Raw genomic sequence first — 21,588 nt, forward strand, 5'->3', positions numbered from 1 at the left:
CCCCGCGACGACCCGCCCGCGCCCCGCCACTCCTCCGCGCACCGACCGGGCCTGCTCCTCCTACTCCTCCAACGGCCGCTGCACCGCCAGCAACGCCATGTCGTCCGCGCCCGCCCCGCCGGTGTGCCGGGCGACCTCGGCGACCAGCGTGTCCAGCAGCCGGTCAGGATCAGGGAAGGCCCGGCCGCGCAGCCGGGCCACCGGGTCGTAGAACTCGCCCGCCCGGTTGCGCGCCTCCGTCAGCCCGTCCGTGTAGAGCAACAGGACCGCACCGGCGGGGAAGAACATCTCGTCCGCCCGGTCCGGCCACCCGGCCACCTCGCTCATCCCCAGCGGCAGCGCGTGCACCGCGGGCACCACCGTCCGCAGCCCACCGTCCGGGGCGAGCAGCAGCGGCGGCGGATGCCCCCGGTTCAGGACCCGCAGCACGGCCCGCTCCCCGGACGGGATCTCCGCGAGCACGGCCGTGGTGAACCCCTCGTACTGGTCCAGCCCCTCGCGCCGCCGCCCCTCCCGCTGGAGCGCCCGCTCCAGCCGGCCGGCCACCGCCTCCAGCGTCGCCTCCTGCTCCGCCGCCTCCCGGAACGCCCCGATGACGATCACCGCCGCCTCCACCGCCTCCAGCCCCTTCCCCCGGACGTCGCCGACGATCAGCCGTACGCCGTGCGGCGTCTCCTGCACCGCGTAGAGATCCCCGCCGATCCGCGCGTCGGCCTGCGCCCCCACGTAACGGGCGGCGACCGCCAGCCCCCCGACCCGCTCCGGCGGCGTCGGCAGCACGGCCCGCTGGGCGGCCTCGGAGACATCGCGTACGGAGGCGAGCCGGGCGTCGGAGAGCTGTACGACGCGGTTGATGCCGAGGGCGAGGACGGCGACGACGAAGACGGTGGAGATCTCGGTGGCGGAGAGGTTGGCGTCATGGGGGGCACCGGTGAAGAGCGCCGCGCCCAGTTCGCCGAGCAGCGCCGCGAGCGCGGTGAGCGCCGTGTTCCGCAGCGAGTACAGGGGCGCGGCGACCAGCGGCGCCGCCGAGAAGAACGGCGAGGCGGTGAAGCGGGCGGGGGTGACGAGGTCGAAGACGATGCCGACGACGATCAGCAGGGCGGGCAACCAGCGCGCCACCCGACGGCCGAGGGGCGGCAGCTGCGCCCGCCGCGCCCGCCGCTCCCGGTCCCCCGGGCGGACCCGCCCGCCTCGCGCCATCCGCACCGGCCTCTTCCCACGCCTCGCCCGTCCACGGGCCGTCACCACACCCGCCCGCTCCTCGGCCCCTCAAGACTTTCCGCCCCGCCCCCGGTGCGCGAGCCGACGGCGGCCGGACGGGTCACCCTCGGGCGGACGGAACGTCTGACGGCCCGACGGCTCACCCAAGGCACCGGAAACACGAAGCGCCCCGGCCGATACCCCCGGCCGGGGCGCTGAACCGCAGGTCAGAAGAGCATCCCTGCGAGGAATCCGGTGGGCCATCAGGGGCTCGAACCCTGAACCAATGGATTAAAAGTCCACTGCTCTGCCAATTGAGCTAATGGCCCGCTCCGAGCAGCATAGCCCGACACCCTCCCGCGCCCCGAAGGCATTGCCGCCCCAGGCGCTCCGCGGCGGCGCCGGGCGGGCGCGCCCGTGGCGGTTTCGGGGCCTCAACGCGCAGGGCCCGTACGGCACTTGTGTGCGGTACGGGCCCTGCGGCCGGAGTGGCGACGCCGGGTCACGGCGTCGCGGTGTCCGGGGTCAGCTGTGGTCAGCCGTTGCGCTTCCAGCGCGGCTTGTCGTCGCGGCGGCCGAAGGAACCGGCGGCACCCGCACCCGAGCCACGGTGGTCGTCACGGCGGCCGTAGGGACGGTCGCTGGCACCGGAGCGGTAGCCACCGGACGGGCGGCCACCGGAACGGTCGTCACGGTTGAACGGACGGTCGCCGCCACCGGAACGGTAGCCGCCGGAGGCCGGACGGCTGCCGGAACGGTCGTCACGGTTGAACGGACGGCTGGGACGGTCACCGCGGTCGCGGCCGAAGCCGGAGCTGGAGCCGGAACCGGAGCGGTCGTCACGACGGTCGAAGGAACGCCCACCGGAACGGTCGTCGCGGCGGTCGTCACGACGGTCGAAAGAACGGCCACCCGACCGGTCGTCACGACGGTCATCACGGCGCTCGAAAGAACGGCCACCGGAACGGTCATCGCGACGGTCGTCACGGCGCTCGAAAGAACGGCCACCCGACCGGTCATCGCGACGGTCGAAGGAACGCCCACCGGAACGGTCGTCGCGGCGGTCGTCACGGCGCTCGAAAGAACGGCCACCCGACCGGTCGTCACGACGGTCATCACGGCGCTCGAAAGAACGGCCACCCGACCGGTCGTCACGACGGTCATCACGGCGCTCGAAAGAACGGCCACCGGAACGCTCGTCGCGACGGTCGCGGCGCTCGTAGTTCCCGCGCTCGTCACGCTGTGCGGGGCGGCGCTCCTCGGGGGCGTCGGCCTGGGCCGGGGCCTCGGCGGCCGCGGCCTCCACGGTCGCGGCGACGGCGGCGAGCGCCTCGGCCGGGTCCTCGCCGCGCTCACGGGCGGCGCGGGTGGTCAGCCGGTCCGCGTCCTCGCGCAGTTCGGTGGCGCGGCGCTGCACGCGCTCCAGCTCCCGGGTCAGCTCCTGGACCTCGCGCTCGGCCTGCTTGGCGGAGTTCGCGGCCGACTCGGCCTGGACCTCGGTGAGCGACCGCGCGCCGGTGATCTGGGCGACGTCCTCGTCGAAGGCGCCCGCACCGCCGACGATGTGGCGCGAGGCGTCCACGCCCGCGTCCTCCATCAGGCGGAAGATCTGCCGGCGCTGGTGCGGCAGGGACAGCGAGACGACGGTGCCGGAGCGGCCCGCACGGGCCGTACGGCCGGAACGGTGCAGGTAGTCCTTGTGGTCACCGGCCGGGTCGACGTTGAGGACCAGGTCGATGCCGTCGACGTGGATACCGCGCGCGGCGACGTCGGTGGCGACCAGGCAGTTGACGTAGCCGTCCTTGAAGTCCGCCAGGGTGCGGGTCCGCGCGCCCTGCGTCATACCGCCGTGCAGCGCGTCGGACTTCACCCCGGCGTCCCGCAGCTGCTCGGCGACGCGGTCGGCGCCGAGCTGGGTGCGGACGAAGATGATCGTGCGGCCCTTACGGGCGGCGATGGCGGCGGTAACCGGCGCCTTGTCCTTCGGCTTCACGACGAGGACGTGGTGGGTCATGGTCGTGACGTTGCCCTGAGCGCTGTCGACCTCGTGGCTGACCGGCTCGTTCAGGTAACGCTTGACCAGCGTGCCGATCTCGTTCTCCATCGTGGCGGAGAAGAGCATCCGCTGGCCGCCGGTCGGCACCAGGTCGAGCAGCTCGGTGACCTCGGGCAGGAAGCCCAGGTCGGCCATCTGGTCGGCCTCGTCGAGGACGGCGACCTCGACCTCGTCCAGCGAGCAGGCGCCGCGGTTGATGATGTCGCGCAGGCGGCCCGGGGTGGCGACGAGGACGTCGACGCCGCGCTCCAGGGCGTAGATCTGGTTACCCATGGACGTACCGCCGCAGACGACCTTGAGCTTCAGGCCGAGGACGTCGCCGTAGGGCTGCAGCGCGTCGCTGACCTGCATGGCCAGCTCGCGGGTGGGGGTGAGGATGACGCCGCGGGGGCGCTTCTTCTCGGTGCGGCCGCCGGACAGGCGGGTCAGCAGCGGCAGACCGAAGGAGAGGGTCTTGCCGGAGCCGGTACGGCCGCGGCCGAGGATGTCGCGCCCGGCGATGGCGTCCGGGATGGTCGCCGCCTGGATCGGGAACGGCGTGGTGACACCGTTCTGCGCCAGCTTGCGGACGATCTTCTCGTCGAGACCGAGGTCCGCGAAGGTGATCTGCGGCTCCTCGTCGGCGGCGGCCTCCTCGACGGCCTCGGGGGCCTCGGGGGCCTCGGGGGCCTGCTCGGCGTCCTCGACGGGAAGCGCCGTCACGGCCTGCTCGTCGTCTGCGGGCAGGACGGACTGTTCAGTGGAAATGGACATGCGAAATGCGAAACCTTCCGGAGTCTCGGCACGCGCCCAAACTCCGTGTATTTCACAGAGACCGCCTCAATGCGGTCAGCCACGGCAAGGGAGAGAACGCGCCACGCGGCGCGCTTCTTTTCTGGCGCCGGGCAAATGGGATCAAACGATCTGCCACCATACGCACCTCCACCCCGGTAAGGCAAATGGCGGCCCCCTCCCGGTGCAGCACCGGGCCCCGCGGGCGTCAGCCCAGCACCTCCGGCAGCGGCCCCGGCGCCTGCGGCGTGGGCCCGGACGCCCCGGCGGTCGGCGTCCCGACGTCGCCGGACGGCGGTACGGGGCTCCCCGGCGTGGCCGGAGGCGTCGGCCCGGCGGGCGAGGCGGGCCCGGAGGCCGGACCCGACGGCGACGGCCGCGGGCCCACCGGGGAGCCCGGCCCACTCTCCGGACTCCCGGCGGTACGGGACGGCGCGGGCGGCGCGGTGACACCCGGCCCCGGCGCGCGTCCGGCCCCGGGCGCCGCGGTACGGCCCATGCCCTGCTCCCCCGCCCCGGGGGTGGCCGCGGGCCGCCCCATACGGTGCGGCCCCGAGCCGCTGCCGTCGACCGTGAGCCCGCCCGGCGCACGCGGCGCCCGGTCGTCCGTACCGCCGCGCGGGGCGGTGCCGCCCGCCGGCCGCGGCGCATGGCCGGGGCCGGTCACGCTCACGCACCCGGCGAGCGAGGCGGTCAGCGACGCGGCGACGGCCACCGCGGCCACGGCCCGGCGCACGGGCCCACCGTCCTTACGGGAGGCGGGTGTTGACGCGGCGCGGGGCGCTCCGGAAAGCGGCGGGACGGCGCCCGCCGGAAGCACGGGAGTCGCGGGGTTCGGTCGCACGGGCGGACCTCCGTGTCCGGGGCGCGGACGGCGGCAGGCGTCGGCGCGGCCGGCTGGAAAAGCGGGGGACGCCCTGCCCAACTCCCGCGCCCCGCCCGAGGACACGCGCCGGACCGCCCCGATCCCGGGCACGCCCGCGCAACCGCCCCGGCCACAGCCCGCCACCCGCCACGAGGGCACCGTCACTCACGCGCGCCGCGCGCCCGCACCCCTCACCCGTACCCGAGCGCGTGCAGCCGCTCGTCGTCGATGCCGAAGTGGTGGGCGACCTCGTGGACCACCGTCACCTCGGTCTCGGCGACGACGTCCTCCCGGGTGTCGCACATCCGCAGCGCCGGCCCCCGGTAGACGGTGATCCGGTCCGGCAGCACGCCCGCGTACCACTCACCGCGCTCGGTGAGCGGCGTCCCCTCGTAGAGCCCGAGCAGATCGGGATCGCCGGACGGCGGCTCGTCCTCGACGAAGACCGCCACGTTGTCCATCAGCCGGGTCAGCTCCGGCGGGATCCGGTCGAGCGCCTCGGCGACCAGTTCCTCGAACTCCTCGCGCGTCATTTCCAGCACAGGGCCATTGTCCGCCCCCAGCGCCGTATCGCGCCGCCCCCGGCACGCCCCCGGCACGCCCCGGGCCCGCCGCATGGGAGGCCGCCCGGTACCCCGCCACAGGTCGTCGCGGCGACGCCAGGTCAACCGTTTTGGCGAACGGTCCCCCCATCCCATATGCTTCTCACGTCCCCGAAGGCGCCGGTAACGACGCCAAGGCGGGCCATCAGCCCTCATCGTCTAGTGGCCCAGGACGCCGCCCTTTCAAGGCGGTAGCACGGGTTCGAATCCCGTTGGGGGCACGCAAAACAGTGTGCGAGAATGACTCACGTCGTTCCGCACAATGCAAGGTCCTGTGGAGCAGTTTGGAGTGCTCGCCACCCTGTCAAGGTGGAGGCCGCGGGTTCAAATCCCGTCAGGACCGCTGCGGCTGGGTAGCTCAGTTGGTACGAGCGATCGCCTGAAAAGCGATAGGTCGCCGGTTCGACCCCGGCCCCAGCCACACCCATTGGAAGAAGGCCCCGATCCTCGGATCGGGGCCTTCTTCGTGTCCGGCCCCCGCCCGGCGGGGCCCCGCTCACTCCGTCGCGTGCGCCGGGGGCTTCTCCGTCTCCCGGCCGCCCGGATGGCGGTGGCGCCACACCCAGAAGACCGTGCCGGACACCACCGCCCAGCCGGCGAGCACCAGATACGGGAAGAGGTGCTGGGAGCCGGCGAAGTAGACCGTGGTGTGCTGGGCATTGACCGACGCGCCCGGGGGCAGCCACCGGCCGATGTGGCCGAGCACCGACGGCAGCAACGGCCAGGAGACCGCGCCGCCCGAGGACGGGTTGCCGAGCAGCACCATCAGGCCCCAGGTGGGGATCATCGCCCAACGGCCCATCAGGGTGTTGAACATCGTGAAGACCATGCCGGACGTGAACATCGTGAAAGCCAGGATCAGCCAGGAGTGCACGAACGGCAGACGGATCGCGCCCAGCCACCAGTCGACGACGGCGGCGATGGCGAAGCCGCCGAGCAGCGCGTACGCGGCGGTGAAGGCGATCCGTTCGGCCGGGTTGAGGGCGCGGGCGTGCACGCTGAGCTGGATCGCGCCGACAAAACCGACGACCACCGCGGCGAGCGAGATGTAGAAGAGCGCCAGACCCCGCGGGTCGCCCTTCTGGAGCGGCTTGATGTCCTGGACGCGGACCGGTACCCCGACCGCCTCCCCGACCCGCGGCCCCGTCGTGGCCAGCAGCTCCGCCACCGACGCGCCCGCGGCGCCCGCCACGTCCAGTTCCACGCCCGCCCCCCGCGGCCGTACGATCGCGAACTCCCGCTGCTCCTCGACCGCCTTCCTGGCCTGCGCATACGTCGGGTACGCGGTCAGCCGCAGCGAGGCGTTCAGCGCCTTCTCCATGCCGTCGGCGAAGACCTTCTCGCGCGAGGGCCCGCCGCCCGGAGCGGGCCCCTGCCCGACGATCGCCGTCGGCACATGGCGCGGCGTCGGATTGGCCATGGTGTACGTGTACGAACCGGCGAAGAGCCCGGCGGCCGCCGTGAGGATGACGAGGAGGACGCAGGCGGGGAAGAACGGTGACGCCTTGAAGGCGTGCCAGCGCTGCGCGCCGGTCGGGGGTCTGCCGTGGGCGCCGTGCTGATCAGCCATGCGCACACGCTAAAGCACAGAATGCGGACATACCTCTGCGGGTGGGGCGCGGCGCGGGCGGCGGCCGGGCGCCCCGGACCGGCATCCCAGGGCGTCCGCCACCCGGCCGTCGCGCAGGGCCCGCCCGTACGAACCGCCGCGCCCGCCCCGCCGCGCCCGCGCCGCGCCCCGCCCGCTCCGGCAAATCGTTCGCCAGTCGAATCGGGGAGGTGAGATCCTGGGACGCGTATGTCCAGTCAGCCTGCCTCCGCCCTGTCCGACGGCGCCTCCGCCGCGGCCGCATCCACGCTCCCCGCCCTGCTGGAGCGGCTGCCCGAGCTGATGCTGCGCGACCAGCAGCGGCTGGGGCGGCGGCTCGACGGTGCCCGGCGGATCCGTAAGCCCGAGGCCCGTGCCGCCGTGCTCGCCGAGATCGCCGAAGGTGTGGCGGACGCGGAGGAGCGCGTCGCGCGGCGCCGCGCCGCCGTGCCCGCGATCAGCTATCCCGAGCAGCTGCCGGTCAGCCAGAAGAAGGACGAGATCCTGGAGGCGATCCGCGACCACCAGATCGTGATCGTCGCCGGTGAGACGGGCTCCGGCAAGACCACCCAGATCCCCAAGATCTGCCTGGAGCTGGGGCGCGGCGTCCGTGGGCTGATCGGGCACACCCAGCCGCGGCGGATCGCGGCCCGTACGGTCGCCGAGCGGGTCGCCGAGGAGCTGAACACGCCGCTGGGCGACGCGGTGGGCTGGAAGGTCCGCTTCACCGACCAGGTCGGCGGCGAGACCCTCGTCAAGCTGATGACCGACGGCATCCTGCTCGCCGAGATCCAGACCGACCGCGAGCTGCACCAGTACGACACGCTCATCATCGACGAGGCGCACGAGCGCAGCCTCAACATCGACTTCCTCCTCGGCTACCTCGCCCAGCTGCTGCCCAAGCGGCCGGACCTCAAGGTCGTCATCACCTCCGCGACGATCGACCCGGAACGCTTCGCCCGGCACTTCGGCAGCTTCGCGGCGGTCGGCCCGGGTGCGCGGCGCCCGGCCGGGGGCGAGGAGGCGCCGAGCGCCCCGATCGTCGAGGTCTCCGGCCGGACGTACCCGGTCGAGGTCCGCTACCGCCCGCTCCTTGAGGAGGGCGGTAGCGACGGCGACCGCGACCAGATCACCGCGATCTGCGACGCCGTCGACGAACTCCAGGCCGAGGGTCCCGGCGACATCCTGGTCTTCCTCTCCGGCGAGCGCGAGATCCGCGACACGGCGGACGCGCTCAACAAGAAGAACCTCCGCGCCACCGAGGTGCTGCCGCTCTACGCCCGCCTCTCCCACGCCGAGCAGCACCGCGTCTTCCAGCGCCACACCGGCCGCCGCATCGTCCTCGCCACCAACGTCGCCGAGACGTCCCTGACGGTGCCCGGTATCCGGTACGTCATCGACCCCGGTATGGCCCGGATCTCGCGCTACAGCTTCCGCACCAAGGTGCAGCGGCTGCCGATCGAGCCGGTTTCGCAGGCCAGCGCCAACCAGCGCAAGGGCCGCTGCGGCCGTACCAGCGACGGCATCTGCATCCGCCTCTACTCCGAGGACGATTTCCTCACCCGTCCCGAGTTCACCGATGCGGAGATCCTGCGGACCAACCTCGCCTCCGTCATCCTCCAGATGACCGCCGCCGGTCTCGGCGACATCGAGAAGTTCCCGTTCATCGACCCGCCGGACCGCCGCAACATCAAGGACGGCGTCGACCTGCTGCACGAGCTGGGCGCGCTGGAGGCCCGTACGAAGGGCGGCTCCGGCGGCGCGGCGAAGGGCGCGGGCCCCCGGCTCACCCCGATGGGCCGCCAGCTCTCCCAGCTGCCGGTCGACCCGCGGCTGGCGCGGATGGTGCTGGAGGCCGACCGGAACAACTGCGTCCGCGAGGTCATGGTCATCGCCGCGGCGCTCTCCATCCAGGACCCTCGCGAGCGGCCCGCGGACAAGCAGCAGCAGGCCGATCAGCAGCACGCCCGGTTCAAGGACGAGACCGGCGATTTCCTCGCGTATCTGCATCTCTGGCGCTATGTGCGCGAACAGCAGAAGGCCCTCTCCTCCTCGGCCTTCCGCCGCATGTGCCGCAATGAATTCCTGAACTACCTGCGTATACGCGAATGGCAGGACATCTACTCCCAGATGCGTTCGGTCGCCAAGACCATGGGAATTCATCTGAGCGAACAGGACGCGGCACCCGACCACATCCATACGTCGCTGCTGGCCGGTCTGCTCTCGCACATCGGGCTGAAGGACACCGACGCGAAGAACGAATATCTGGGCGCCCGCAGCGCCAAATTCGCGGTCTTCCCGGGCTCCGCACTGTTCAAGAAGCCACCGCGCTGGATCATGTCCGCCGAGCTGGTCGAGACCTCCCGGCTGTGGGCCCGCGTCAACGCGAAGATCGAGCCGGAGTGGATCGAGCCGCTCGCCCAGCACCTGGTCAAACGCACATACAGCGAGCCGCACTGGGAGCAGAAGCAGGCCGCGGTGGTGGCGTACGAGCGGGTGACGCTCTACGGCGTCCCGATCGTCGCGCAGCGCAAGGTCGCCTACGGCCGTATCGATCCGGAGACCTCCCGCGATCTGTTCATCCGTAACGCCCTGGTGGAGGGCGACTGGCGCACGCACCACCAGTTCTTCCACGACAACCGCAAACTCCTCGGCGAGGTCGAGGAGTTGGAACACCGCGCCCGCCGCCGCGACATCCTCGTCGACGACGAAACCCTCTTCGACTTCTACGACCAGCGCATTCCGGCGGACATCGTCTCCGGTGCGCATTTCGACGCCTGGTGGAAGAAGAAGCGCCAGGAGGAGCCGGAACTCCTCAACTTCGAGCATTCGATGCTCATCAACGAATCGGCCGAAGCCGTCACCAAGGACGACTATCCCGATTCCTGGCGGCAGGGAAAGCTGAAGTTCAAGGTCACGTACCAGTTCGAGCCCGGCGCGGACGCGGACGGCGTCACCGTCCACATCCCGCTCCAGGTGCTCAACCAGGTCGCGTCCGAGGGGTTCGACTGGCAGATCCCGGGCCTGCGCGAGCAGCTGGTGACGGAGCTGATCCGCTCGCTGCCCAAGCCGATCCGGCGCAACTACGTGCCCGCGCCGAACTTCGCGGCCCGTTTCCTCGACACCACCGTCCCGCTCCAGGGCCCGCTGACGGCGTCGCTGGCCGCGGGGTTGCAGCGGATGGTGGGCGTCCCGGTGTCCGCCGACGACTTCGACACCGCCAAGGTGCCCGACCACCTCAAGATCACCTTCCGGGTGGTGGACGAGCGGCGCCGCAAGCTGGCCGAGGCGAAGGACCTGGAGGCGCTGCGGCTGCAGCTCAAGCCGAAGACCCGCGCCGCGATCTCCAAGGCGTTCGAGCAGGCCGCCGACCGCCCCGCCCGGGACGCCAAGGGCGACGGCCCGGCCCTGCCCGGCCTGGAGCAGCGCACGGGCCTGACGTCCTGGACGCTCGGCGCCCTGCCGCGCACTTTCGAGACGCGTCCCCAAGCTCTCAGCTCCGTTCGAGCAGGGGATGCCCCATTCGCCGGCCAGCCGTTGAAGGCGTACCCGGCGCTGGTCGACGAGGGCACCAGCGTCGCCGTACGGCTCTTCGACACCGAGGCCGAGCAGCTGACGGCGATGTGGGCCGGCACCCGTCGCCTCATCCTGCTCAACATCCCCTCGAACCCCGCCAAGTTCGCCCAGTCGAAGCTGAGCAACCAACAGAAGCTCGCCCTGTCCCGCAATCCGCACGGCTCCATCCCGGCGCTCTTCGACGACTGCGTGACCGCCGCCGCGGACCGGCTGATGGCGGCGCGCGGCGGCCCCGCTTGGGACGAGGAGTCGTTCCGGAAGCTGTTCGACGGCGTCCGGGCCGATCTGGTGGACGCGACGATGAAGACCATCGGGCAGGTCCAGGAGGTGCTGGCCGCCTGGCAGGCGTGCGAACGCCGCCTGAAGGACACCTCGTTCCCCTCGCTGCTGCCGTCGCTGACCGACATCAAGGAGCAGCTGGCGGCGCTCATCAAGCCCGGCTTCGTCACCGCGCACGGCGCGAAGCGGCTGCCGGATCTGATGCGCTATCTGGTGGCCGCCGACCGCCGCCTCCAGCAGCTCCCCACCAACGCCGAGCGCGACCGCGCGCGGATGGCGAAGGTCAAGGAGATGCAGGACGAGTACGCCTGGCTGCTGGAGCAGTTCCCCCAGGGCCGCCCGGCTCCGGCGGCGGCCCTGGAGATCCGTTGGATGATCGAGGAGCTGCGGGTCAGCTACTTCGCGCATGCGCTGGGCACGGCGTATCCGGTGTCCGACAAGCGCATCGTCAAGGCCGTGGACGCGGCGGCGCCGTAGCCCGGGCGGCCCGGTGCGCGCGGCGGTGTGCGCCGCCACCGGACTCCCGCCGGGCCGGGGCCGGCTCCGGGACGCGCCCCGGGCGGCGCACACCGGCACATACGGGGGCGCGGGACGCACCTCGTACGCCGGGCGGGGCATCACCCGGAGCCTGGTTCGACCGCACCCCCTGACCTGCTGTAGAGTCTTGCTTCGCAGCGACCGCGCAAGCGGAAGCGGCAGCAAGGTCCTGTGGAGCAGTTTGGAGTGCTCGCCACCCTGTCAAGGTGGAGGCCGCGGGTTCAAATCCCGTCAGGACCGCAGTCGAACGGCCCGTATCCGACAAGGATGCGGGCCGTTTCTCGTTCCCGCGCCGACGGGCCCACCGCACCGCGCGGACGCGACGCCGGACGGCACCGCCGAGGCGCCACCTCCCCACCACACGGGCAGGCCACCGGCTCTTCCACCGCGTCACCGACCCGTTCCGGTACCGCTTTCCGTACCGCGGTCGGTTTCGACGCGACCGCCGGGCTCCTTGGCCGATGACGGCGCCCGGCCCGCCCTCCCTCCGTCGTCGGCGACGTCGAGCCGCTCAGCGGCCGCGTGCGGGCCGTTCGGATGCCTCGGCGCCCGCCGTCCGCCCCGAGCCCGTCACGGGCCGCTCACGGGCCGCTGGCGCCGAAGGCCGAAAGCCCCGCCGCCCGATGGCCGATGGCCGAAGAAGGCTCATCCATCTCCCTTGCGGTGGGGGGCTGGTGACAGAGCGTCGGATGAACCCAGCCCTTACCGCAGAGGCAAGCGGAGCTTCAACCTCTCCACCATGTGACGGGTGTCACCGTACAAGTTTCCAGAAGTGGGGAACTTACCCCCGTCCTACAACTAGTCCATTTAATATGTGCAATTGCACTACCCTTCGGGGCCTTTCAAAGGAGACCGCAGGGTCTGTCCGCAGAGTGGCCCGGAGAGCCCGCGAGGGGCCCCTGCGAGGGCGCCGGCAGGCGCGGCGTAACGACCGCAGTCCGCGCCGCCGGGAGGCTCCGGAGTGCGCGCACAAAAAAGATCGCGCTGGACCCGGCGGAGTCCAGCGCGATCGATGACGCACCCGGCTGCTACGGGTGTGGGCCCGTTGGGGCGGGCGCCGCGTCGTATGGAGCTGTGTGGAGCATGGTGAAGCTAGGGGTACTGCGTGGGCGCTTTTCGGGTTGGGGGCCCCGAAAACAGCCCGGCTATGCGGTTATTCAGGACTCGCTGCGCTGCTGCGGAATGCCCGCGAGCAGTGCGCGGACCTCAGCCTCGCGGTAACGCCGGTGTCCTCCGAGCGTGCGGATGGACGTGAGCTTGCCTGCCTTGGCCCAACGGGTCACCGTCTTCGGGTCCACGCGGAACATCGTGGCGACCTCGGCGGGGGTAAGCAGCGGCTCGGCGTCAGGGGTGCGAGCGGTCATGAGCGGCCTCCTCGGGAGAACCGAACCATCACGGTTCTTTCCTCTAAATTCTGCACCTTGACCCGCGTTGCCCGAAATGGCGGACGCGGGCCGAGTCGGTTATAGGACGAACGGCTTGTCCTCGGCACTACAACTACACCATCCGTCCAGCCATGTCGGCCAAACCGATGGAATTGCCCTCTCAGGTGTTCAACCTCGACGGAAGCCGATGGACCATGTCATAGCGGACAGTCACGCCACCGTGACGATCAGTCACAGGGTGATCACGCGTCACTAGACCCCTCAAGGAGCGCAATACCGATCTATCCACCCATAGTTGGATGGAGGAGCCCAAGTCAGACTCCTTGTCCTATTTTGGCACGAGGAGATGGCTTGGGCGCAAGGCCCGTTGTCAGTGCTTTAGGTCACTGCTGAGGCAAACGCCCGGATCGGGACCTACGTCCTGGAGGGCACCAGCCTACGCGACGACGCCCGCTTTCAAGATCATCTCGCGTCCCGGAAGCATCGCCCGGACGGCCGCCGGGATCCGGCCGCGACGGCGCGAACACCGCGGCGGCCAGCCCGTGAGCCCGCTCCCCCGCTCCGGTCGGCGCTCCACGGCCGCCCGGAGATCAGCTGGAGAACTGCCGGTCCCGCACCGCCCGCCACCGGTCGCTCAACTTCTCGTACGCGGCGCCCGCGCGCTCGCCGTCGCCGTCGCGAAGTGCGGCAAGTCCCTCCGCCACCTCGGCGGCCGACCGGTCCTCCGCGAGCTGCCGCTCGGAGACCGCGTGGACCAGCCCGCCGTAGTCCAGCTCCACCAGGGAGCGCGGGTGGAACTCCTCCAGCCAGCGGCCCACGTCCAGCAGGCCGTCGATCAGCGGGCCCTCCTCCAGGGTGTCGCGCAGCGTCCGCAGCCCGCGCGCGACCCGGCGCCGGGCCTCGACCATCGGGGTGCGATAGCGCAGCAGCGGCCCGTCGACGCCCTTGGGCGCGTACTCGCGCTCGGCGTCGTCGAAGAGGACGAACCAGCGGACCGGGACGTGCCAGGTGGCGCCGCGGATCCAGGGGCGGGCGTCCGGGTTGCGCTCCTGCCACTCCTCGTAGTCGGTAGCGGCCTGGAGGCGCACCACCGGGGGCAGCGCGGCGTCCAGCACCGGCGCGGGCAGCAGCTCCGGCAGGCCCTGGAGCGCCTGCCAGCCGCGCAGCCGGGTGCGCCACGGACAGATGCAGGGCACGTCGTCGATGTGGGCGATGAACGCGTCGGCGCTCTCGTGGACGGGGACCGGGACCGGCGGAGTGGGCAGCAGGTCGGCGAGGGCCTTGCGCTGCTCGTCCTGGGCGGTCGGGGTGTCGTCGCGCCGGGCGTACCGCGCCCAGTGGGAGCGCTCCGGCTCCGGGAATGCCGCCAGCGGCTCGTAGACCCGTAGGTATGCCCCATACGGGACCGTCACCGACGACGCCAAGGCCACGCACACTCCTTCAAAGGGAAGTCCGCCACCGGGAGTTACCGGGGGTCAGGGCCACCGGCGGGCCCGGGACACGGCAAATCGTCGCACGTCCGCCCCCCCACGAGTGGGTGATCCCGTGGACCCGGCCGATCTTCGGGTCCCCGAGGTCTTACGCTCTTCCCGACCGGCCCTCCCCACCCCCACAGGAGGGCGTTCTCCGCGGCCTATGGGAGTCACCACCGTGACCGACGTCCGTCCTTCCTCCGCCGAGCAGTACGCGCCGGGGGTCCCCCCCGGCGACGCCGGCGTCCTGCACACCCTGTTCCGGTCCGAGCAGGGCGGCCATGAACAAGTCGTGCTCTGCCAGGACCGCGCCAGCGGCCTCAAGGCCGTCATCGCGCTGCACAACACCGCCCTGGGCCCGGCCCTCGGCGGCACCCGCTTCCATGCATACGCCTCCGAGGAGGAGGCGGTGCGCGACGCGCTCAACCTCTCGCGCGGGATGTCGTACAAGAACGCCCTCGCCGGGCTGGACCACGGCGGCGGCAAGGCCGTGATCATCGGTGACCCGGAGACCGTCAAGACCGAGGAGCTGCTGCTCGCCTACGGGCGCGCGGTCGCCTCGCTCGGCGGCCGGTACGTCACCGCCTGCGACGTCGGCACCTACGTCGCGGACATGGACGTCGTGGCGCGCACCAACAAGTGGACCACCGGCCGCTCCCCGGAGAACGGCGGCGCCGGTGACTCCTCGGTGCTGACCGCGTACGGCGTGTTCCAGGGGATGCGCGCCTCGGCGCAGCACCTGTGGGGCGACCCGACGCTGCGCGGCCGCAAGATCGGCGTGGCCGGGGTCGGCAAGGTGGGGTACCACCTCGTCGGACATCTGGTCGAGGACGGCGCAGAGGTGGTCGTCACGGATGTGCGGGACGCCTCCGTGGAGCGGGTACTCGCGGAATACCCGCAGGTCACCGCGGTTGCCGACACCGATGCACTGATCCGTACGCCGGGTCTGGACGTCTACGCGCCGTGTGCGCTGGGCGGTGCGCTGAACGACGTGTCGGTGCCCGCGCTGACCGCCACGGTGGTCTGCGGCGCCGCGAACAACCAGCTCGCCCACACCGGTATCGAGAAGGACCTCGCCGACCGCGGCATCCTCTACGCGCCGGACTACGTCGTGAACGCCGGCGGCGTCATCCAGGTGGCCGACGAGCTGCACGGCTTCGACTTCGACCGCTGCAAGGCAAAGGCGGCGAAGATCTTCGACACCACTCTGGCGATATTCGCTCGTGCGAAGACCGACGGCATCCCGCCGGTCGCCGCGGCGGACCGGCTGGCGGAGCAGCGCATGGCGGAGGCCCGGCGCGGCTGACGCCGGGGGCCGCCCGCCCCGGGTGTGTTTCCGCGCCTAAGGCCGGAAACACACCCTCCCCCGGGCCGGAAGGTCGTCTGGCGCGGCCGGGCACCGCAACGCCACCCGAAACCTGGCTGAAAATTACCCCTTGTGCGACCCGTCGACGAGGCCCGGGGAGACTTCTCTCACCACCCGTCGGCGGGTCGCCGCAAGGGACGGGTTAAAATCGCAGGTGACCAGCGCGGACGGGGCGCCTCGCAGGTCATGCCGAGCGGCGGGTGATGCGGGCGACGTACCGTATGGCCGCAGAAGCAGGTACCGTTGAAGCCCTACGGACCGGTCTCTCTGTCGAGAGTCCGCTCTGAATCATGAACGCGTGTCAAGACTCTGGGGCCGTCGAGCCCCGTCGTTGAGGGGGTCGAGCCATGGGGCGCGGCCGGGCCAAGGCCAAGCAGACGAAGGTCGCCCGCCAGCTGAAGTACAACAGCGGTGGGACTGATCTCTCACGCCTGGCCGAAGAGCTGGGTGCATCGCCGGAACAACCGGCACAGCAGCCGCCGAACGGCGAGCCGTTCGAGGATGACGAGGACGACGACCCGTACGCGCGGTACGCCGACCTGTATAACGACGACGATGACGAGGACGAGAAGGATTCGTCCCAGCATCGTCGCCGCGCCTGACGACGCACCGTAGACACTTCCGCGGGAATCCACCCGCGGTTGTTCTGCGGGCCTCTGTGTATGCGTTCACGGCGCGCACAGCTTCTCCACGGACCCGGTCCGGGGTATCTCACCTCGGACCGGGTTCTGTGCTGCCCCGGCGACCTGCGCGTCAGCCCGCGTAGTCACCGGTCAGGGTCACCGCTTCGGCGTGGTCGCCGCGCTCGACGATCTCACCGCTGACCCAGGCGTCCAGGCCGCGGTCGGCGAGGGTGGTCAGGGCGACGTCCACGGACTCCTGGGGGACGACGGCGATCATGCCGACGCCCATGTTCAGGGTCTTCTCCAGCTCCAGGCGCTCGACCGCACCGGCCGAGCCCACCAGGTCGAAGACCGCGCCCGGGGTCCAGGTGGAGCGGTCGACGGTGGCGTGCAGTCCGTCGGGGATGACGCGGGCGAGGTTGTTGGCCAGACCGCCGCCGGTGATGTGCGAGAAGGCGTGCACCGGCGCCGTGCGGGTGAGGGCCAGGCAGTCCAGCGAGTAGATCTTGGTGGGCTCCAGCAGCTCCTCACCGAGGGTGCGGCCGAACTCGGGGATCTCACGGTCGAGAGCGAGACCCGCGCGGTCGAAGAGGACGTGGCGGACGAGCGAGTAGCCGTTGGAGTGGAGTCCGGAGGACGCCATCGCGATCACCGCGTCGCCGCTGCGGATGCGGTCGGCGCCGAGGACCTGATCGGCCTCGACGACGCCGGTGCCGGCGCCCGCGACGTCGAACTCGTCCACGCCGAGCAGACCGGGGTGCTCCGCGGTCTCGCCGCCGACCAGGGCACAGCCGGCGAGGACGCAGCCCTCGGCGATGCCCTTGACGATCGCCGCGACCCGCTCGGGGTAGACCTTGCCGACGCAGATGTAGTCGGTCATGAAGAGCGGTTCGGCACCGCAGACGACCAGGTCGTCGACGACCATGCCGACGAGGTCGTGACCGATGGTGTCGTAGACGCCCATCTTGCGGGCGATGTCGACCTTGGTGCCGACGCCGTCGGTGGCGGAGGCGAGCAGCGGGCGCTCGTACCGCTTGAGGGCGGAGGCGTCGAAGAGGCCGGCGAAGCCGCCGAGCCCGCCGACGACCTCGGGGCGGGTGGCCTTCTTCACCCACTCCTTCATGAGGTCGACGGCGCGGTCGCCCGCTTCGATGTCGACACCGGCGGCCGCGTAGCTGGCCCCGCTGGTGCGCGCGGGCTCGGAGGACTCAGGAGGCATGGCCCAGAACTTTCGTGTGGTGGGTGTGCGGGCTACGGGCGGCGCAGCGCATCGGCGCCACCGACACCGGCCGTCAGCGTCCCGACGCCGTCGAGGTCCGGCTTGGCCCCGCCCGCGGTCTCCGATTCCAGGAGGTGCTTGCCGAGCAACTCCGGATCGGGCAGCTCCATCGGGTACTCGCCGTCGAAGCAGGCGCGGCAGAGGTTCGGCTTGGCGATGGTGGTCGCCTCGATCATGCCGTCGATGGAGATGTACGCCAGGGAGTCGGCGCCCAGCGACTTGCCGATCTCGTCGACCGTCAGGCCGTTGGCGATCAGCTCGGCGCGGGTGGCGAAGTCGATACCGAAGAAGCACGGCCACTTGATGGGCGGCGAGGAGATCCGGATGTGGATCTCCTCGGCGCCCGCCTCGCGCAACATGCGGACCAGGGCACGCTGGGTGTTGCCGCGGACGATGGAGTCGTCGACGACCACCAGGCGCTTGCCGCGGATGACTTCCTTGAGCGGGTTGAGCTTGAGGCGGATGCCGAGCTGCCGGATGGTCTGCGAGGGCTGGATGAAGGTCCGGCCGACGTAGGAGTTCTTGACCAGACCGGAGCCGTACGGGATGCCGCTGGCCTCGGCGTAGCCGACGGCCGCCGGGGTGCCGGACTCGGGCGTCGCTATGACCAGATCGGCCTCGGCGGGCGCCTCGGCGGCCAGCTTGCGGCCCATCTCCACGCGGGAGAGGTAGACGTTGCGGCCGGCGATGTCGGTGTCCGGGCGGGCGAGGTAGACGTACTCGAAGACGCAGCCCTTGGGGCGGGCCTCGGCGAAGCGCGTGGAGCGCAGGCCGTTCTCGTCGATGGCGACCATCTCGCCGGGCTCGATCTCCCGGATGAAGGACGCGCCGCAGATGTCCAGCGCGGCGGTCTCGGAGGCGACCACCCAGCCGCGCTCCAGACGGCCGAGGACCAGCGGGCGGATGCCCTGCGGGTCACGGGCGGCGTAGAGCGTGTGCTCGTCCATGAAGCAGAGCGAGAAGGCGCCCTTGACCTGCGGGAGGACGCGCGGCGTGGCCTCCTCGACGGTCAGCGGCTTGCCGTCCTCATCGACCTGACCGGCGAGCAGCGCCGTGACCAGGTCGGTGTCGTTGGTGGCCGCGACCTGAGTCGCGCGGCCACCCTCACGGGGCAGCGCCGCGACCAGATCCGCCAGCTCGGCGGTGTTCACCAGGTTGCCGTTGTGGCCGAGCGCGATCGAGCCGTGCGCGGTGGCACGGAACGTCGGCTGGGCGTTCTCCCACACCGAGGCACCGGTGGTGGAGTAGCGGGCATGGCCCACGGCGATGTGGCCCTGGAGGGAACCGAGCGAGGTCTCGTCGAAGACCTGGGACACCAGGCCCATGTCCTTGAAAACGAGGATCTGCGAGCCGTTGCTCACTGCGATGCCCGCGGACTCCTGTCCACGGTGCTGCAGCGCGTACAGCCCGAAATAGGTGAGTTTGGCGACCTCTTCACCCGGAGCCCAGACCCCGAAGACGCCGCAAGCGTCCTGGGGGCCCTTCTCGCCGGGGAGCAGGTCGTGGCTGAGTCGTCCGTCACCACGAGGCACACCTTCAGTCTAGGGCAGGTCGCTGATTCATCCGAACCGGGGACGGCCGGTGGGCCGGATGCCCGCGCGGGAGCGGTGCGAGATGCCTGCGCGCCAGGCCGGTGCGCCGCCCGTCCGCCGGGGCCGCGCACCGGGCGACGAGGGGGCCGGAGCCCTTGGGGCGTATGGCCTCGGGCGGTACGGGCCCGGGTGGTCGCACCGGCCGGGGCGCGGCCGCGGTACGCGCGCGGGATACGCCCCGCCGTCGCGGCCCGCGCGGGCTCCCGCGGGCCCGTGTGAGATGCGCTACGCCGGGGCGGCAGCGGCCGTTCAGGACAGGATCGGCAGATATCCGCCGATGTCGGCGCGCTCCCCGCTGGCGGTGACGCGGGCCGCTTCCCTCGCCTCGGCCCAGGACGTACGGCCGGCGGCCAGGCGTATCCATGTCAGCGGGTCGGTCTCGACGACGTTCGGCGGGGTGCCCCGGGTGTGGCGGGGGCCTTCGACGCACTGCACGACGGCGAACGGCGGCACCCGGACCTCGACCGATCCGCCCGGCGCCGCGGCCGCCAGCGCGTCGGCCAGCAGGCGGGTGGCGGTGGCGAGGGCCTGGCGGTCGTACGGGATCTCGGTGCCGGTCGCCGCGGCCAGATCGTCGGTGTGCACGATCAGCTCGACGCAGCGGGTGGCCAGGACATCGGCGAGCCGCATGGCGGCGGGCCGGACGGCGACCACCCGCTCGGCGGGGTCCGCCGGGACGACGCGGGCGAGCTCCTCGGCGGTGCGCTCCAGCAGCTCCACCGGGTCGTGGGCGGCGGCCAGGGCGCGGGTGCGTGCGTCGACCGACGCGGCGAAGGCGGCGGACGCGTGGGGCCACTGTGCCGGGACGGCCTCCGCCCGGGCGGGCGGCGGCTCCGCGAGGCCGCGCGCCACGCTGCCGGTGGCCAGGGAGAGATGCGCGACCAGCTCGCGCACCGTCCACTCCCCCAGGCGCGTCGGCAGGGCGAACTGCTCGGGCGTGAGCGCGCGTACGGCGGCGCGTACGTGATCGAGCTGGGCCATGACGGCGGCGCGGGTCTTCTTGCCGTCGTACCGGCGGGCGCGGGCGGCGGGTGACATGTGCTTCAGCGTAGGCGGCACCACTGACAATCGGCGGGGGGATTCCGCCCTCCCGGACCCGCCGCGGAAAACCGCGCTCGGCCTTATCCGCCGCTCGCCGGAGCAGCACCGAGAAGAAACGTCTGGGGAATCGCGTGCCGCCGCCCTACCGGGAAGAGCGGAGCGGGAACTCCACGACCGCCGTGCCCCGCGGAAACGCCCCGGCGGTGCGGGCACCGGTGCACCGGAGGGCCCCGAACACCATGCGAACAGCGGGCCGTTCGGCGCTGCCGCCGCGGCGAGCGGGAGGCCCCGATGCCCTGCCGCGGCGCCTCGGCGAACCGGTCCGACAAAAGCGGGTCCGTACCACCATGGGCGTGGATAAAGCAGAGGTAAGTGTGTGTACTGATGCCCGCAAAAGGGAGAAATCTCTACGTTCCCCGCATGATGCTGAAACGCAGATATCGGGCATATGGCGAAGGCGGGTGGAACGGACGGGTCCGCCGATGGCCGTGGCCGTGCTGGGCGTCCTCAGCATGGTGGCCGCGGTACTCGGGATGCCCGTCACCGCCGCCCAGGCCCAGGGGGTGGGCGTACCGCTGGTGAACGAGACGTTCACCGGGGCCACGGCGGACCCGGAGTTCGAGGGCTTCGGGAACGCATGCCTGACCGGCGCGCCCACGGGCACCGCCCCCGGCCCGGGGACGCATCCGCTCGGCGGCTGCCCGCCGAACCAGGTCGGTCCCGTACCGCCGAGCAACGGCGCGCCGCACGGCTATCTGAACCTGACCGACGCCGGGAACGACCGGTCCGCGGCGGTGCTCTACAACCACGCCCTCCCCGCCAACCAGGGCCTGGTGACCTCGTTCGACCAGTGGCAGTAGTCCGACGGCACGACCGTGGAATCGCCGCCGGACACCGCGGTGATCGACGTCGTTCCCAACCAGCCCGGCCTGGAGATCGAGAAGGTCGTCGACGCGTCGCACCCGTACCAGGCCGGTGACACCGTCACCTACCGTTACGTCGTCCGGAACTCCGGGAACACCACGATCACCGGCGTCACCGTCGCCGACGACCGGGTCTCGGGGATCACCTGCCTGGCGACCACGCTGGACCCGGGTGGGACCACCACCTGCACCGGCAGCTACACCGTCACCCAGGAGGACGCGGAGCGCGGCACGATCACCAACACCGCGGTGGCCACCGCAGACGGCGTCCGCTCCGAACCGGCCGAAGCCACCGTCCAGGTCACGGAGAAGCCCTGCAAGGACAAGGAGTGCGACAAGCCCTGCGAGGGGAAGCACTGCGACAAGGAGTGAGGCACCCGGCGCGGCGGTGAGGCCCGCGCAGGGCTGAGCCACCGCGCCACACGACAGG

General features: G+C 71.7%; 15 protein-coding genes and 5 tRNA genes. 9 read left to right on the forward strand and 11 right to left on the reverse strand.

From position 1 onward, the window contains the following. Positions 1 to 60: 60 nt before the first annotated feature. From OG422_RS13915 to OG422_RS13935, 5 genes are all read right to left on the reverse strand, one after another. Positions 61 to 1,203, reverse strand: a complete 1,143-nt coding sequence (locus OG422_RS13915) for a PP2C family protein-serine/threonine phosphatase (RefSeq protein WP_405747782.1) — start codon at positions 1,201 to 1,203, stop codon at positions 61 to 63. 256 nt (positions 1,204 to 1,459) lie between these two features. Further along, positions 1,460 to 1,532 (reverse strand) — tRNA-Lys (locus OG422_RS13920). Between the two features lie 206 nt (positions 1,533 to 1,738). Continuing rightward, complete coding sequence (locus OG422_RS13925; RefSeq protein WP_405743069.1) at positions 1,739 to 4,012, reverse strand: DEAD/DEAH box helicase; 2,274 nt, start codon at positions 4,010 to 4,012, stop codon at positions 1,739 to 1,741. A 226-nt stretch (positions 4,013 to 4,238) separates the two neighbouring features. After that, on the reverse strand, positions 4,239 to 4,766 hold the full coding sequence (locus OG422_RS13930) for a hypothetical protein (protein WP_405743071.1): 528 nt from the start codon (positions 4,764 to 4,766) through the stop codon (positions 4,239 to 4,241). A gap of 320 nt (positions 4,767 to 5,086) precedes the next feature. Then, a complete protein-coding gene (locus OG422_RS13935) occupies positions 5,087 to 5,437 on the reverse strand; it encodes a metallopeptidase family protein (protein ID WP_405743073.1) in 351 nt (116 codons plus the stop codon). A 208-nt stretch (positions 5,438 to 5,645) separates the two neighbouring features. Between OG422_RS13935 and OG422_RS13940 the strand changes: the two genes are divergently transcribed. The 3 genes from OG422_RS13940 to OG422_RS13950 all read left to right on the forward strand — a co-directional run bounded on the left by OG422_RS13940 (position 5,646) and on the right by OG422_RS13950 (position 5,918). Next, positions 5,646 to 5,718: transfer RNA gene (locus OG422_RS13940), tRNA-Glu, on the forward strand. A 47-nt stretch (positions 5,719 to 5,765) separates the two neighbouring features. Next, positions 5,766 to 5,840 (forward strand) — tRNA-Asp (locus OG422_RS13945). Positions 5,841 to 5,844: 4 nt separating this feature from the next. Beyond that, positions 5,845 to 5,918, forward strand: a tRNA-Phe gene (locus tag OG422_RS13950). Between the two features lie 75 nt (positions 5,919 to 5,993). Here the strand turns inward: OG422_RS13950 and OG422_RS13955 are convergent. Next, positions 5,994 to 7,067: an ABC transporter permease gene (locus OG422_RS13955; RefSeq protein WP_405743075.1), complete on the reverse strand. Its 1,074-nt coding sequence runs from the start codon at positions 7,065 to 7,067 to the stop codon at positions 5,994 to 5,996. A gap of 228 nt (positions 7,068 to 7,295) precedes the next feature. Here OG422_RS13955 and hrpA point away from each other — a divergent pair, with 228 nt between their 5' ends. Both hrpA and OG422_RS13965 read left to right on the forward strand, forming a co-directional pair. Beyond that, positions 7,296 to 11,417 carry an ATP-dependent RNA helicase HrpA gene (gene hrpA / locus OG422_RS13960; RefSeq protein WP_405743077.1) on the forward strand — a complete coding sequence of 1,374 codons (4,122 nt, stop codon included), beginning with the start codon at positions 7,296 to 7,298 and terminating at the stop codon, positions 11,415 to 11,417. A gap of 225 nt (positions 11,418 to 11,642) precedes the next feature. Then, positions 11,643 to 11,717: transfer RNA gene (locus OG422_RS13965), tRNA-Asp, on the forward strand. Between the two features lie 917 nt (positions 11,718 to 12,634). Here OG422_RS13965 and bldC read toward each other — a convergent pair. Next, positions 12,635 to 12,841 (reverse strand): developmental transcriptional regulator BldC, encoded by a 207-nt coding sequence (bldC, locus tag OG422_RS13970; RefSeq protein WP_003980577.1) that lies wholly within the window; start codon positions 12,839 to 12,841, stop codon positions 12,635 to 12,637. Positions 12,842 to 13,452: 611 nt separating this feature from the next. After that, positions 13,453 to 14,292, reverse strand: a complete 840-nt coding sequence (locus tag OG422_RS13975; protein ID WP_143942045.1) for a hypothetical protein — start codon at positions 14,290 to 14,292, stop codon at positions 13,453 to 13,455. 205 nt (positions 14,293 to 14,497) lie between these two features. Here OG422_RS13975 and OG422_RS13980 point away from each other — a divergent pair, with 205 nt between their 5' ends. Both OG422_RS13980 and OG422_RS13985 read left to right on the forward strand, forming a co-directional pair. Continuing rightward, positions 14,498 to 15,640, forward strand: a complete 1,143-nt coding sequence (locus OG422_RS13980; RefSeq protein WP_143942046.1) for a Glu/Leu/Phe/Val dehydrogenase dimerization domain-containing protein — start codon at positions 14,498 to 14,500, stop codon at positions 15,638 to 15,640. Positions 15,641 to 16,047: 407 nt separating this feature from the next. Further along, on the forward strand, positions 16,048 to 16,302 hold the full coding sequence (locus OG422_RS13985) for a DUF3073 domain-containing protein (protein WP_143942047.1): 255 nt from the start codon (positions 16,048 to 16,050) through the stop codon (positions 16,300 to 16,302). A gap of 151 nt (positions 16,303 to 16,453) precedes the next feature. Here the strand turns inward: OG422_RS13985 and purM are convergent, their stop codons facing one another. The 3 genes from purM to OG422_RS14000 form a co-directional block, all read right to left on the reverse strand. Further along, positions 16,454 to 17,542 carry a phosphoribosylformylglycinamidine cyclo-ligase gene (gene purM / locus OG422_RS13990; protein WP_143942048.1) on the reverse strand — a complete coding sequence of 363 codons (1,089 nt, stop codon included), beginning with the start codon at positions 17,540 to 17,542 and terminating at the stop codon, positions 16,454 to 16,456. Positions 17,543 to 17,574: 32 nt separating this feature from the next. Then, positions 17,575 to 19,134 (reverse strand): amidophosphoribosyltransferase, encoded by a 1,560-nt coding sequence (gene purF / locus OG422_RS13995; protein ID WP_405743081.1) that lies wholly within the window; start codon positions 19,132 to 19,134, stop codon positions 17,575 to 17,577. Between the two features lie 309 nt (positions 19,135 to 19,443). Continuing rightward, on the reverse strand, positions 19,444 to 20,232 hold the full coding sequence (locus OG422_RS14000; protein ID WP_405743083.1) for a sterol carrier family protein: 789 nt from the start codon (positions 20,230 to 20,232) through the stop codon (positions 19,444 to 19,446). Positions 20,233 to 20,717: 485 nt separating this feature from the next. On the opposite strand from OG422_RS14000, the gene OG422_RS14005 reads away from it, so the two are divergent. Next, positions 20,718 to 21,095 (forward strand): hypothetical protein, encoded by a 378-nt coding sequence (locus OG422_RS14005; protein WP_405743085.1) that lies wholly within the window; start codon positions 20,718 to 20,720, stop codon positions 21,093 to 21,095. 15 nt (positions 21,096 to 21,110) lie between these two features. Continuing rightward, positions 21,111 to 21,530 (forward strand): hypothetical protein, encoded by a 420-nt coding sequence (locus tag OG422_RS14010; RefSeq protein WP_405743087.1) that lies wholly within the window; start codon positions 21,111 to 21,113, stop codon positions 21,528 to 21,530. Positions 21,531 to 21,588: the final 58 nt, after the last annotated feature.

The sequence above is a fragment of the Streptomyces sp. NBC_01525 genome, assembly GCF_045040405.1.
Classification (GTDB): Bacteria; Actinomycetota; Actinomycetes; order Streptomycetales; family Streptomycetaceae; genus Streptomyces; species Streptomyces benahoarensis.

Coding starts and splice junctions, on each gene's coding strand:
- OG422_RS13915 (WP_405747782.1), bottom strand. CDS start 1,203: ATGGCGCGAGGCGGGCGGGTCCGCCCGGGGGACCGGGAGCGGCGGGCG.
- OG422_RS13925 (WP_405743069.1), bottom strand. CDS start 4,012: ATGTCCATTTCCACTGAACAGTCCGTCCTGCCCGCAGACGACGAGCAG.
- OG422_RS13955 (WP_405743075.1), bottom strand. CDS start 7,067: ATGGCTGATCAGCACGGCGCCCACGGCAGACCCCCGACCGGCGCGCAG.
- hrpA (WP_405743077.1), top strand. CDS start 7,296: ATGTCCAGTCAGCCTGCCTCCGCCCTGTCCGACGGCGCCTCCGCCGCG.
- bldC (WP_003980577.1), bottom strand. CDS start 12,841: ATGACCGCTCGCACCCCTGACGCCGAGCCGCTGCTTACCCCCGCCGAG.
- OG422_RS13980 (WP_143942046.1), top strand. CDS start 14,498: ATGGGAGTCACCACCGTGACCGACGTCCGTCCTTCCTCCGCCGAGCAG.
- OG422_RS13985 (WP_143942047.1), top strand. CDS start 16,048: ATGGGGCGCGGCCGGGCCAAGGCCAAGCAGACGAAGGTCGCCCGCCAG.
- purM (WP_143942048.1), bottom strand. CDS start 17,542: ATGCCTCCTGAGTCCTCCGAGCCCGCGCGCACCAGCGGGGCCAGCTAC.
- OG422_RS14000 (WP_405743083.1), bottom strand. CDS start 20,232: ATGTCACCCGCCGCCCGCGCCCGCCGGTACGACGGCAAGAAGACCCGC.
- OG422_RS14005 (WP_405743085.1), top strand. CDS start 20,718: ATGGCCGTGGCCGTGCTGGGCGTCCTCAGCATGGTGGCCGCGGTACTC.